Source organism: Algoriphagus sp. AGSA1 (genome assembly GCF_021390545.1).
In the GTDB taxonomy this organism is placed as follows: Bacteria; Bacteroidota; Bacteroidia; order Cytophagales; family Cyclobacteriaceae; genus Algoriphagus.
Genome location: NZ_JAJUWR010000005.1, coordinates 51,323 through 64,309, shown reverse-complemented (window position 1 = coordinate 64,309; position 12,987 = coordinate 51,323). Strand labels below are relative to the sequence as shown.

The window sequence follows — 12,987 nt, the reverse complement described above, 5'->3', positions numbered from 1 at the left end:
TTGTTTTTACGGTGATTATCGCCGTGTAAATTAAACTATATAAACATGGCGATTAATACTGAGAGACGTAAACTTTTGGAACAAATAATGCCTGAGACTATGATTGTTACCCGAAATTGGTTGGCAAATAAGGCTTTTTTGGATAAACATGCCATCGATAATCTAGTTAAGAGTGAGCAGCTAAAGTTACTATGGCCGGGGCTTTATACACGAGGAAAATCGCAGCTTTCTTGGCAAAGTATGGTTTATACGCTTCAGGCTGTTATGAAAACTGACTTCGTTGTAGGTGGATTGAGTGCATTGGAGCTAAAGGGATATTCCCACTACATACCGATTTCTAAAAAAGAAACAGTTCATTTATACGGCAATGATAAATTACCAGGATGGGCAAATAAGCTAACTGAAAAGGTAGCCTTTAAACGCCATACCCGAAATAAACTGTTTTCAGGCATGGAAAAGGAAATATCTGAAAAATATACTACTACTGTTACCTGGAAACTGGAATTAGACGAACTGAGAATATCATACCCAGAAAGAGCCTGCCTTGAAATGTTAAATGAAGTTCCGGGAAAAATATCCATCGAAAATGCCGGCCAGCTAATTCAAGGGATGACAACATTATCTCCACGGACTCTACAAAATTTATTGGAAGCCTGTACTAATGTGAAAGTCAAACGGCTATTTCTTTGGTTCGCTTCAAGGCACAACTATATCTGGTTTTCAAAATTAAATATGGACAAAATAGACCTTGGTTCTGGCAACAGGGTAATTGTCAAAGGTGGTAAACTTGATAAAACCTATCAAATAACCGTACCCAAAGATTTCCAATACTAAAATGAAAAAAGACAGTATATACTATAAGCAGGTTCAGTTATTGGTCCGTGTACTTCCGCTATTGGACTCTGAAAAATGTTTTGCATTGAAAGGAGGAACTGCGATTAATCTATTTTAGAGAGAACTTCCCAGGCTTTCGGTGGACTTTGATTTGCTCTACATTCCGTCAGAAGGGCGCGAAGTAGCTCTTGCTAATATTCGTAATGCCTTGTCACGATTAAGCGAATTGATTATGAGAACCATCCCGGGAATCCATATTCAAAATACACATGAACAGGGAAATGCACTCCGGTTGATTTTGCAGTTGGACGATGTGCGTATAAAAATAGAATTATCTCCTGTTATCTGAGGGTCAGTATTTCCTGAAGTGCACATGGAAGTATGAGAAACCGTAGAGCAAGAATTTGGATACGCGGAAATTCAAGTAGCTTCCTTACCTGATTTATATGCAGGGAAGATCGCTGCAGCTTTGGATAGGCAACACCCACGAGATCTTTTCGATGTAAAGTTTTTGTTAGAAAATGAAGGTTTTACAGATGATTTACGAAAGACTTTTCTGGTATTCTTAATCAGCCACCAGAGACCATTTGCAGAACTGCTGGATCCGCACCGCAAAGATCTAAAGGAGATTTATGAGGCGGAATTTACGCAAATGGCACTAAGGTTCAAAAACGTTTTACCCATTCGGGGCGTAGGTGTAAAAACAATAGCTGTTTTACCAGCAGAGACAAATGGCCTTGAAACTTTTTGAAAGCCAAGGGCACCTGGTAAGCTATTCCGGCAAGACCATGATGTCCAAAAAAGGGAATGTCTATACCCGGTGGGTTATGCATTTATCGGCATTTTTAGAATTCAAATACTGGTCATCTCTTTACAAACTTATATAGCCTGTTGATGGAAAGAGGGAAAACAAAAATGCTGGCATAAGTAGCTGTGCAGAGAAAATTATTGATCCTAATCTGGGACTATGGAAAAACGACCAGCTCTACTATCATGATTGCCCTCACAACAATTACAAGCGTAATTCCGGTAATGTTAAGCCTAAGCTCCTCGCTAATGTAAAAAGAATAATCTTTATAATGATTTGGTATTTAAGACAGTACCTCTATTATGTCTTCGTTGTTCTATTTCGTCAGTTGCGGTGGGGCATCCATACTCTTTGGCAAGTTTTGGCTTGCGTTGCTCGAATTGAGTGACTTGCCAATGTATATGGATGTGACAGATTGGATTGATTCTGTCTAAAGATAATAGCTGAAAAGTCTGAAAAAATAGAGACTTAAATAAAGTAACGCCAATCCGCTTATAATTTGAATACTTTTCCTTAACCAAGTCAATTTGGCAAGTTTTGAAACAGAGCTCGCAAATAGTCCAACGACCAAAAAGGGTAGTCCTCTTCCAATTCCAAACAAAAGTGCCAAAACTAATCCGTTTAAAACGCTTGCCTTAGCTGCTGCAAAAGATAACAATAGTAGTAATGGAGCTGCTGATGTTCCTATGCTAAAAATTAAGCCGTATAAAAATGACCCACCCATTCCCGGGCTCCGAAGCGATTCAAGTTGACGAACACGTAGATATGGCCCATAAAAAGCAATTCCGGCTGCGATTAATGATATTATACCCATTGCCATTGCCCAGTATTTTCCAAATATTTCTGTTAGGAACGCCCCTAAATAACCTGCAATGGCTCCTAATAATGTCAAACAAAATACAATACCTAAAAAGAATGAAAAAGTTATAGAAAAACCTGTTTTCGATTCTCGAACAGAAGCACTGCCAACATAGCCCGCAAAACCAAGTCCAACGGGTAAAGTGCAGGGGCACACACCACTTGAAATTATACCTGCTAACAAAGCAATCCCTAAACTCACAATCGAGCCTTCTTGAAGTGTGCTTATAAATCGGTTTAGAAAGTTCTCTAACATTATTCCATTAATTCTTTTATGTCGCCTGCCTTATAGCCAATTTTATTTATAGCCTTCTTCAATTGCTCCGAAGTAACTTTTTCAGAGTTACACTTTATCGTTGCATTTTTATTCTGAAGGCTTACATTTGCTCCCATTACCCCATCAATACTTGTCAGTGTCTTTTTTACATTTGCAACACAAGACATACAACTCATACCCTCAATAGATATTTCTATTGATGTTACCTCTCCTTCATTTAAACCTGTTTGATTTTTTTGAGAATTATTTCCTGAACAAGCCATAAAGAATGTTTGCAGAATGAACAAAATGGCAAATGATTTTCTTATGCTCATAATTCCACTTTTGGTTGATATCCTGCTTTTGTCAATATGGCTATGAGTTCTTTTTCATTCGTTTCAGTGGGGCTAAATTTAATGTTCACCAATTTTTTCATAGCCTTCGTATTTACATCTTCCACACCATTTGTTTGCTTTAAAATATCGGATATATTTTCCGCACAACCCTGACAAACCATATTGTCAATGGTTAATGATATTTCTTTCATACTTTCCTTTTTAGTGAGTAAAAATTCATAAATCTTATCAATCTCCTGCATTTTGTCTGTTAGTTCGTAAAGTCCTAAATCAGGAAATTGGTTTTTAATAATTGCTATTCGTTCTTCTTGTCCACAATTACCAGGACAGGCTTCCAATGCCTCTGAAATTTTCATTGCCAAAGTTTTCCTGAAAACTTCATCTAATAGAAGCTGCTGGGTTTTCTCAAATCCTTTGTTGATCGCTTTAAACTGGTTTAATATTTGGGCAGGGTCATTGCTTTCGTCAAGCATTTTTATTATTCCTACAACCTGACCTTTAATGCTATTTAGTCGGTCTTTAAGATCTTTTGTCAAATCTCTTGGCAACATATTAATTAAGTTAAAAACCACCCAGACTCCATTATTTGCAAGTTGGGTGGTAATGGTTAATAAATTAAATAGCTTTACCGATACCTGCTGCTGCTAATTCTTCCTTACTTACGCCTCTGCTCTGACAGCAAGCAAGTAATTTTCCATTAACTGCAATCGCTGGTAGGGAAGTAATATTATACTCTTTCATTTTTTCAATACAGACTTTGTCGTCACATTGTTTAACAAGGTCGTAAACGGTTACTTCACAAGAGTCGCAAGCCATTTCTTTTACTGTTTTTACAGTTGGTTCACATACCGGACACCCGGCTGTAAATACTTCAATTTGTCGTTTCATTGTTTTACGTTTTTAATGATTAATATTAATTACGCTACAAAGATGTGTCAGGTCAGGGGGTGGTCGCCAAATTTTTTTTTCAAATTCTTTTTTTAAGCTTGTGGCGTTGGCAAATATTCAGCCTCTTTTGGTTTTCAGCATTTGCCGTGAGTTTCGGGAAAATCATATGTGTCTGAATATGCGGTCAGCGTCCTACAATGAGGCATAACTTGGATATAATAGTCGCCGTCGATTACCGAGTTTATTCCAAAAGAGGCACACAATTCCGTCAATGGGTAACCCAACGAATTAAAGATTTCCTCGTTCAGGGCTATGCAATTAATGAACAGAGACTTTCTCAGGAGCAACAAGTAGTCCAGAACTTGAAAGACTGAATCAGGATGTTAAGCCGGGCAATTGAGCAAAAGGCCCTGGATCAAAACTTGGAGTGGCTCAATCAATTTGCTATGGGGCTTGAGTTACTGGATGGTTATGATCATGAGAATCTGGATAAAACCCGTGTTAATCTAATTAAACAAGATGGCTTTAGTTATTGTCAAATTTTTATTAAATAATCGGATTATTTCCGATTATTGAGCTATCTTGTGACAAGATGGAGTTTAAAGATCTTTTATCTGAATATCAAGAAGAACCACTAACGAGGCAGGTTATTTTGTCGCTATTGAAGAACTATAAGCGGCCTAATGATAAAATATCTGAATTGATAAAGGCCAGATGGCTGATTGGTTTGAAAAATGGCTTGTATGTTCCAGGGCCAAAAAGTAAACTGTTGTTGCCTGAATCCCTTCTTATTGCAAACCACCTATGGGGGCCAAGTTATGTCTCCATGGAATCAGCCCTTTCATTCTGGGGATTAATACCAGAGCGGGTCTTTGAAACCACTTCAATGACAGTTAAACCTACTAAGACATTCAAGACTGAACTTGGGAGATTTAGCTATAAGCGCACTTCGTTGCCTTATTATTCTTTTGGTATCAGAACGGTTGATGTTACTCCAAAGCAGGCAGTGATGATTGCATCACCTGAAAAGGCTATTTGTGACAAAATTGTTATGACAAGTAGACTGAATTTGAGAAGTATAAAACAAGCAATGGGATTTTTAACAGAGGACATAAGAATTGACGAAGACATAATTCGAGGTTTGAAAGTAGATGTGATCGAAACCTGGATTTCTGATGCTCCAAAACAAAACAGCCTACTCATGCTCATCAAAACAATCCGAAATTTATGATAAAGGAGTGGCTAGCCGAATATGATCCCAAATCACAGGATGAGGCATTCTCAGCTTTACGTGAAATCATGCAGGAGGTAGCTTTGGCAGGACTGCAGCGTGCGGGTTTTTTTGAGAAAGCCGCATTTTATGGAGGAACGGCATTACGGATTTTTTATGGACTGGAAAGATTTTCTGAAGATCTTGACTTTTCACTGTTGGAAGTTGATCCTGAATTTTCACTGGATATTTACTTTGAAGCTATTATCACGGAATTTGACGCTCTTGGGATGAAGGTCACAATTGCTGAAAAGAAAAAGCAGAAAGAGTCAAGTATAGATTCCGCTTTTCTCAAATCCGCAACTGTTTGGAAAGAGTTGGTATTGGAAGGTATCATCCCCCAATCAGGTGTTAAATTGATGCCTAGTATAAAGATTAAATTGGAAGTTGACAGACTTCCACCTTTAGGTTTTGAAACTGAGGAGAAATTGCTGTTGCGCCCATTTTCTTTCTATGTTAAATGTTTTACGCCTCCAAGTTTATTTGCAGGCAAAATGCATGCATTGCTTTTCAGGAAGTGGCAAAAAAGAGTGAAGGGGAGGGATTGGTATGATCTGGAATGGTATATTAAAAAAAGAGTTCCTTTAGATCTTTCCCATTTTCTACTTAGGGCTTTAGACACGGATGATTGGCAGGAAAAATCAATTACGAAAGCGCAGGTTTTAGAACTTATAAGAGAAAAAATTCAAAGTGTAGACTTTAATAGTATTAAGGAGGATGTAATCCGATTTATCCAAGATGATTCATCATTATCAATCTGGAGTCCGCAATATTTTACAGACCTCATAGAAAGTTTGAAATTCAAGGAGGGATAAGTTGACCTTACTTATAATTGATTTAAATCGATTTAACCAACATGGTTAATATAGTGTTAAACTTTTGCAATAGGCTTCCCCTTTATTGTAGCATCGACCAGCTACGCACTGCTCAAAATTCGATAGAAACAGCAAATACAATTTGATTTTATTGTCGGTGCCAATTACGAGGTCAACAAGGCATTACAGGTAAGGGGAAATTTCAAGGATCTGCTCAGTTCCGAAAAACTATAATCCTGGAAACTGTACCTTAAATGGACTGGTGATTCGCATAAGAGAAAGATCAAAGAAATAAACAAAGTGGTAGATATGTTTAATAATCATATCAAGGGTTTCGGTGTCAATGCATTATTGATGAATCTAGCCAACGCAATGGCTGAGCGGACAAATTGTAAAATTAAATAGCTCAATACTGTACGGAAAGGCTCTAGAACTTTTAATAACTTTAGGAGGGCTATCCTCTTTTTCCATGTTGGATTAAATTAATATTACCACTAACTTAAAGGTAGAGCCTTATTGAGTTAATAATAGGAGCATTAATGATTAAGATGTTTTTTTGATGCCAACAAACCGAATAACGGATGCTGTGCCACAATGATAATTGCCTTCACTAAGCTCAATCACTTCTTCTTTTAAAAAATTGAATTCAATTTCTGGAAATTCCATTTTTATTTCTTCAATAGAAAACAACATTTCTTTATCTTTTGGAACACCTGATGCGTTTCCCAGCTGCGCTTTTGAAAAACCCTCAAATATAATAGTACCACCAACTTTCAAAAATTGTTGGAGATATTCGAATGTCTGCTGCCGGATTTTTGAAGGGAAATGGGTATATATCAGCCCAATAACATCAAATCCTCTAGGTGATTTAAAATCTAGTGCTTCTGTGACTTTATAATCGATAAAAACATGGCTTTGTTCAGATAGTCTAGTTGCCTTTTTCTTGCCATTCTCGCTGATGTCAAAGGCAACTACATCCCAATTTCTAGAAGCTGCATATACAGCGTTACGTCCTTCTCCTTCGGCAGGTAGGAGAATGCTAGCTGGTTTTAATTTGTCAAGTTGTTCCTTAAAGAACTTATTGGGTTTTTCACCATAAATAAATTCTTCATTGCCATATCGTAGATTCCAAAATTCAGTTGGATTTTGATTCATATTTGTACTTATGTTAGTTATTAGGTGAGTTGTATATCTAGTTTTAAATTTTATATGTCATAAACCAAAACTACAATACAATAGTAGACAAACCGCTAAAGGAATTATTTATATGCTGTCATTGCTCCAAAAAAACTGTTCTTAATGTAGTGGTATTTACAAATTTGATCAGTTTTATTTCCTGTTTATCTTTTTCTGGGACAGGTATTAAGGCCTACTAGTTTATAAAGGGGGCAAAAACTCACCAAACTTGTAAGTAAGAAAATGGCTGCAATGACCAATAAAGCAATTGCTGTCTTTCCTTCAATAATACCTTGCCAATAAAGCACCACAATTATTCCAGTGATGAAAATTCTAATTATGCGGTCTGCGCCGCCCATATTTTTTTTCATAATAATGAACTTAAGAATTCAATTAATAAAACTATAGAACCTATTGTGAGTAGGCATAATATGCAAACAAGCAAGAGTTTTTTTATTTTGGATTTCATCAGTTGACTACATAAATAAGTGTTCTATAATACAGGGTTTTATTTATGAGGTTTTTGGCCTTCTGGAAATATTTCTATGAAACGGTCGAAAGAAATTCCCCTAGTATCAATTAGCTTTGTTTTTTACTACCGGGTTATCCTTTTCTATCCATTCCTTCATACCTCCTGAAAAGGTTTTTACATGTTTAAAGTCATGCTTTTGTAGAATGGAATTGGCAATCGCTGCTCGGTCTCCGCTCTGGCAATGGATGACCACTTGCTTATCCTTACTGATTTTATGCAGGTTCTTTTCCATGGTTCCCACAAAGACATGCTCTGCTCCCTGAATGTGCCCGTTCTTGAATTCTGATTCACCGCGAACATCTACTACCTGTACCTGCTCTTGTCCCAAGTATGTTTTGAATTCTTCAATAGTCACTATTTCAGACTGGCTTAACTCAATGCCAAGGTCATCTACGTTTTCAATAAATCCATACATGTTGTCAAGGCCTATTCTCATCAACTTGCGGGTCAGCTCTTCCATTTGTGCTTCTTTTGCCACCAATACAAACTGTTCTTGGTAATTTAGAAGCCAGCCCACCCATGTTGCAAAGGAATTGTTGTCCTGAATATTCAGGCTTCCGGGAAGAAATCCTTTCCCGAAATCGCTTTTGTTCCGGGTGTCAATTACTGTAACCCCATTTTGGTAGGCACTTTTGAATTGGGCGTTAGTGAGCTTAGGATGTTGGGGGATTTCCACCAATAATGGACGTGTTTCCTTATTTAGCCGTTTCATCGTTGCAAAATAGGTGGGAGGCTCAGGTTGGTCTTCCAATAAGTAGGAGACAAAACCCTCCTGGTCATCATCAAATTGAAATGCCCAGTTCCTTATTTTTTCATACCCAACCGTGGAGCTGGGAACTGCACCAAGTGACTTGCCACAGGCTGAGCCCGCACCATGTCCTGGCCAAAGCTGCACATAGGAGGGTAGTTCCCCAAATCGCTTTATTGACTGAAACATCTGTTTGGCTCCCTTTTCCTGTGTACCGGACATTCCGGCAGCCTTCTCCAATAAATCAGGTCTTCCTATATCTCCAACAAATACAAAGTCCCCTGTAAATACCATCACGGGCTTATCTGTCGCCGGATGATCTGTGAGGATAAAACTGATACTTTCAGGTGTATGGCCGGGGGTATGCAGAACTTCTAGACTTAGATTTCCTATCTTGATTACCTCACCATGGTGTAAACCGATATGGGGATATCTGTATTGCCACTCCATACCTCCTTCATCCGAAAGATAGAGCTGGGCACCGGTTGCTTCTGCAAGCTCCCTTGATCCAGCCAGGAAATCCGCATGGATGTGGGTCTCTGCGATATGGGTTATTTTAAGGTTGTTTTGCCTTGCTATGTCTAGGTACGTGTCAATATCCCTTTTGGCATCAATGACAATTGCCTCTCCTTTTACCTGACATCCGATAACGTAACTTGCCTGTGCCAGTGTTTTATCATATACATGTTGAAAGAACATACGTGTTATGGGTTAATAGTTGATTCTAATTCAGTTTACTTGTAATTCTATAATGAGTTGCCATGATTCTCTGGTACATTATAACAGCAGCTCTTTGACAAGGATGTAAGTACCCATAGTCATCACAAACCATCCAAATGCAGTCTTGAGGTTACTTCCCTTTATTTTTTTCGATAGCAGGATTCCCAGCCAGATTCCAACTATTGCCAAAGCGGTAAACAAAGTCAGAAAATGCCAGTTTATAACCACTCCGCTCAATGCGTATCCGGCAAAACCCAATAGAGAATTGAGCGATATTATAAACAGGGAAGTTCCAACAGCAAGTTTCATGGGCATTTTAGCGAAAAACACCAGTGCGGGAATGATAAGAAATCCCCCACCTGCTCCAACCAAACCGGTAAGCAGTCCAACGCCTAGGCCTGTAAGTAAAATTACGGGGTAGTTATAGGCTATTTTTCTCTCGCCGCTTGCCTCATCGGATAGACAGTCCTCACAGGGACGGATCATGGATATAGATGCCACAATCATTACGGCAGCGAATAAGACCATGAGGAAAATTGCTTTTGAGAACACAAAATCTTCCCAGGTAAACAGCACATCGGGTATGAAGGGAATGACCAACAGTCTTGCAACATAAAGAGATGCAATTGAGGGAAGTCCAAAGATCACCGCTGTCTTAAAGTCAACGTTTTTCTGAAATGCATTTTTCAGGCCACCCACAAGGGAAGTACTGCCTACGATAAAGAGTGAATAAGCTGTAGCAATGACTGGGTCAATGCTAAAGATATAAACTAAAATAGGTACAGCAAGGATGGATCCACCACTTCCAATCAGTCCAAGTGATGCTCCTACCAAGAGTGCCAGTACGTATCCTAAAATTTCAGCTTCTGGCATGATGTTTTGATTGTTGATTTCCTGATAATTGTAAACTGACGTCGAGGTACTCACAGTAACCATGGTTACATAAAATGTAAATGCTTACAAATCTCTGATTGATAGTCCGATAAATTTTTTCAGTCAATCTGTTGAATGCTATGATTGTCAAGGGATGGATTAGCTTGTTTTCCAATGATTTTAACCGATAGTAGTTCGACGCTCGCTGAGCTATAAAACTGATCATGCTTTTCTTCTGTGATAACGCTGTTTGCTGGTCTAAGAATTTTATAAGAGTTTCTTAACTGATGACGCATCAAAATCCATGTGATTTAATGGGGGAGTCTGTCCCTGACCAAACCGTATAGCCAGGTTCCCAGCAAAGAACCGAAGATGACAACCAGAATCGGAAAGAAGCCTGCACCCGTTAATACAAACATGGGACCCGGGCATGCTCCGGCTAGTGCCCAACCAAGTCCAAACAGGATTCCTCCTATGAGATACCTTGCAAGACTTTTTTCCTTGTCGGGTATGATGATCTCTTCCCCATACATATTTTTGAGTCTTTTTCTTTTGATCCATTGTACCACACCTATCCCCACAACAAGGGCAGAGCCCATCAATCCATACATATGGAAAGACTGGAAGCTGAACATTTCATAAATCCGAAACCAGGAAGCGGCTTCCGATTTGTACATGATGATACCAAACACTGTCCCGATAATCAGGTATACTATATTTTTCATAGAAGTTTAAGTGAAAAAGAGGATATTACTGATTAAATAAGAGTGGAAATAGCAGGTGAATCATGATCAGTCCACCTATGAAAAAACCTATTGTAGCAATCATAGAAGGGAGCTGCAGGTTGCTTATCCCTGAGATGGAATGGCCAGAAGTACAACCTCCTGCATATCGAGCACCGAATCCTACCAACAGTCCCCCTAAAAGGAGAATAATGAGTGTTTTTGGGCTTTGGAAGGCTTGATTTCCATATAGCTCATCTGGTACATAACTAGTCCCGGCACTGGAAAACCCTAAGTCATGAAGCTGAGTTATGGTGTCAGGGTTGATGTCAGGAATTTGGTTATTTGATAAGTATTGGGAAGCAATAAACCCACCGATAACTGCCCCTACCATCACTAATAGATTCCATTTTTGGGATTTCCAATCAATCCGGAAGAAGTCCGAAGTTTTTTCTGCCCCGCATAGGGTGCACATTGTGCGTAGGTTGGAAGACATTCCAAAGTTTTTTCCTACATAGAGCAGGGTAAACATGGTAAGCGCAATCAGAGGGCCAGAAATGTACCAGGGCCAGGGTTCTAAAATCCAATTCATTGATTAATCTGTTTTTTGTATCCGTGCAAAGGTGCATATTTCCATTTTTTAAGAATGTCACATAAGTCACACAAGCTAGACTGCTTTTCCTTTTAGCATTTTGTTCCAGTACAAATAGGGCAGCATATATTTCTTTAACAGCCAAAGTCTCCAGTGTTCCTTCGAACTGTCGGAGATTAGCATTTTTTTAAGTTGGGGATCGGGGGTGAATTCATTTTTATAATTGAATTCAGCCAAAACCATTTTACCATAACCGGTTACCAAAGGGCAGGAAGAGTAACCTGTATAGGATTTATTGTCAGCTTCTGATCCTTTGATCAATTTAAGGATATTGTCCACTACGATAGGGGCTTGCTTTCGGATAGCCGCCCCGGTTTTCGCGGTAGGTAAACCTGCCACGTCACCGAGTCCAAAGATATTGGCATATTGACGATGCTGCATGCTATGGATGTCCACATCCAGCCAGCCAGCTTCATTGGACAATGTAGAGTTTTTGATAAATGGAGGTGCTGTCTGTGGGGGCGCCAGATGGAGAAAATCAAAGGGCATCTCCACGGTGTCCTCTCCCTTCCTGAAAAATGCAATTCTTTTATCAGGGTCTATCTTGTATAAGAAGTGAAGCGGTTCAAGACGTATTTTATAGCGGTTAACCACCTCGAGCAGAGTTTGGGCAATTTCTTTTACCCCAAAGATTACCCCGCCCGGGTAAGCATATGTGATCTGTGTGCTACTTGATATTCCCTTTTTTCTAAAGTAATCAGCTGCCAAATACATGATCTTTTGGGGAGCACCGCCACATTTTATGGGCGTATTTGGAAGGATAAAGAGCGCTTTCCCCCCTTTGAATTTCTGAAGGCATTCCCAGGTATAATCCGGATTGATGTAGTTACTGCATACTATTCCTGCTTCCAGCGATCTTTCTAATCCCTCTACCATGCTGAGATCATACACCAGCCCAGGGGCTACAATTAAGTAATCATAGGAAAATGTCTTATCTGATTCTGTAGTCAGCTGGTTTTGTTCCGGGTGTATTTCACTGACTTTATCTTTAATCCATTGGACACCTTTAGGGATAACACTTTGGGTAGTTCTTCTGGTCTGTTTATAGTCATAGGTTCCCGCACCTACCAATGTCCATGCAGGCTGGTAATAATGAAATTCTGATGGATCCAGCAAGGCGATCTTTAGCGTTTTGTCTTTTTTTCGAAGTTGGGCAGCGGTCATTATTCCAGCAGTCCCTGCACCGATTATGATAAGTTGATAATGGGTTTCCATGTTATTAAATTTTACGTTTTCCTAAAAATCAATAAATTTCTGGTGAATGTTGGTGACATTTATTACATAAAGAATTTCTTATGATTGAATGTCATCAATGTACATTCAGCTGAAGTGCGGTAAATTCTAAGTGTACTTGAGTTTTCTCCTAGACAATAAAAATCCATTTAATAGTTTTTTGAACCTTATTTTGATTGTCCCGTTTATTTCAAACTATACGTTAAAATGGGCAATTAGCAATACCTATTGCCCTACAACACTAGG

General features: G+C 38.9%; 15 protein-coding genes and 1 pseudogene. 5 read left to right on the top strand and 11 right to left on the bottom strand.

From position 1 onward, the window contains the following. The first annotated feature begins 45 nt into the window (after positions 1-45). Positions 46-834: a type IV toxin-antitoxin system AbiEi family antitoxin gene (locus LZF95_RS04590; protein ID WP_233753816.1), complete on the top strand. Its 789-nt coding sequence runs from the start codon at positions 46-48 to the stop codon at positions 832-834. A gap of 136 nt (positions 835-970) precedes the next feature. Next, positions 971-1,585: pseudogene (locus LZF95_RS04585) on the top strand (nucleotidyl transferase AbiEii/AbiGii toxin family protein); the annotation flags it as partial. A 487-nt stretch (positions 1,586-2,072) separates the two neighbouring features. On the opposite strand, the gene LZF95_RS04580 reads toward LZF95_RS04585, so the two are convergent. From LZF95_RS04580 to LZF95_RS04565, 4 genes are all read right to left on the bottom strand, one after another. Next, complete coding sequence (locus LZF95_RS04580) at positions 2,073-2,756, bottom strand: cytochrome c biogenesis CcdA family protein (protein WP_233753815.1); 684 nt, start codon at positions 2,754-2,756, stop codon at positions 2,073-2,075. Beyond that, a complete protein-coding gene (locus LZF95_RS04575) occupies positions 2,756-3,091 on the bottom strand; it encodes a heavy-metal-associated domain-containing protein (protein WP_233753814.1) in 336 nt (111 codons plus the stop codon). The genes LZF95_RS04580 and LZF95_RS04575 overlap by 1 nt, the downstream gene beginning before the upstream one ends. After that, positions 3,088-3,663: a metal-sensing transcriptional repressor gene (locus LZF95_RS04570; RefSeq protein WP_233753813.1), complete on the bottom strand. Its 576-nt coding sequence runs from the start codon at positions 3,661-3,663 to the stop codon at positions 3,088-3,090. Before LZF95_RS04570 ends, LZF95_RS04575 begins: the two co-directional genes overlap by 4 nt. A 64-nt stretch (positions 3,664-3,727) precedes the next feature. Continuing rightward, positions 3,728-4,000 carry a thioredoxin family protein gene (locus LZF95_RS04565; protein ID WP_233753812.1) on the bottom strand — a complete coding sequence of 91 codons (273 nt, stop codon included), beginning with the start codon at positions 3,998-4,000 and terminating at the stop codon, positions 3,728-3,730. A gap of 197 nt (positions 4,001-4,197) precedes the next feature. On the opposite strand from LZF95_RS04565, the gene rhuM reads away from it, so the two are divergent. The 3 genes from rhuM to LZF95_RS04550 all read left to right on the top strand — a co-directional run bounded on the left by rhuM (position 4,198) and on the right by LZF95_RS04550 (position 6,085). Continuing rightward, entirely contained in the window at positions 4,198-4,374 is a 177-nt protein-coding gene (gene rhuM / locus LZF95_RS04560) for a RhuM family protein (RefSeq protein ID WP_233753811.1), read from the top strand. 218 nt (positions 4,375-4,592) lie between these two features. Then, complete coding sequence (locus LZF95_RS04555; protein WP_233753810.1) at positions 4,593-5,231, top strand: hypothetical protein; 639 nt, start codon at positions 4,593-4,595, stop codon at positions 5,229-5,231. Next, the gene (locus tag LZF95_RS04550) at positions 5,228-6,085 is read left to right on the top strand and encodes a nucleotidyl transferase AbiEii/AbiGii toxin family protein (RefSeq protein ID WP_233753809.1); all 858 of its coding nucleotides are present in this window, start codon (positions 5,228-5,230) and stop codon (positions 6,083-6,085) included. Before LZF95_RS04555 ends, LZF95_RS04550 begins: the two co-directional genes overlap by 4 nt. 543 nt (positions 6,086-6,628) lie before the next feature. On the opposite strand, the gene LZF95_RS04545 is transcribed toward LZF95_RS04550, so the two are convergent. The 7 genes from LZF95_RS04545 to LZF95_RS04515 all read right to left on the bottom strand — a co-directional run bounded on the left by LZF95_RS04545 (position 6,629) and on the right by LZF95_RS04515 (position 12,723). Further along, the gene (locus tag LZF95_RS04545; protein ID WP_233753808.1) at positions 6,629-7,240 is read right to left on the bottom strand and encodes a bifunctional 2-polyprenyl-6-hydroxyphenol methylase/3-demethylubiquinol 3-O-methyltransferase UbiG; all 612 of its coding nucleotides are present in this window, start codon (positions 7,238-7,240) and stop codon (positions 6,629-6,631) included. Positions 7,241-7,425: 185 nt separating this feature from the next. Beyond that, positions 7,426-7,632, bottom strand: a complete 207-nt coding sequence (locus LZF95_RS04540) for a DUF2892 domain-containing protein (RefSeq protein ID WP_233753807.1) — start codon at positions 7,630-7,632, stop codon at positions 7,426-7,428. 204 nt (positions 7,633-7,836) lie between these two features. Further along, on the bottom strand, positions 7,837-9,240 hold the full coding sequence (locus tag LZF95_RS04535; RefSeq protein WP_233753806.1) for a rhodanese-like domain-containing protein: 1,404 nt from the start codon (positions 9,238-9,240) through the stop codon (positions 7,837-7,839). A gap of 78 nt (positions 9,241-9,318) precedes the next feature. Continuing rightward, a complete protein-coding gene (locus LZF95_RS04530; RefSeq protein ID WP_368670761.1) occupies positions 9,319-10,188 on the bottom strand; it encodes a sulfite exporter TauE/SafE family protein in 870 nt (289 codons plus the stop codon). Positions 10,189-10,445: 257 nt separating this feature from the next. Further along, positions 10,446-10,859, bottom strand: coding sequence for a YeeE/YedE family protein (locus tag LZF95_RS04525; protein WP_233753805.1), 414 nt, complete (start codon positions 10,857-10,859; stop codon positions 10,446-10,448). Between the two features lie 25 nt (positions 10,860-10,884). Then, positions 10,885-11,448: a YeeE/YedE family protein gene (locus tag LZF95_RS04520; protein ID WP_233753804.1), complete on the bottom strand. Its 564-nt coding sequence runs from the start codon at positions 11,446-11,448 to the stop codon at positions 10,885-10,887. Positions 11,449-11,523: 75 nt separating this feature from the next. Beyond that, positions 11,524-12,723 carry an FAD/NAD(P)-binding oxidoreductase gene (locus tag LZF95_RS04515; protein ID WP_233753803.1) on the bottom strand — a complete coding sequence of 400 codons (1,200 nt, stop codon included), beginning with the start codon at positions 12,721-12,723 and terminating at the stop codon, positions 11,524-11,526. Positions 12,724-12,987 lie beyond the last annotated feature (264 nt).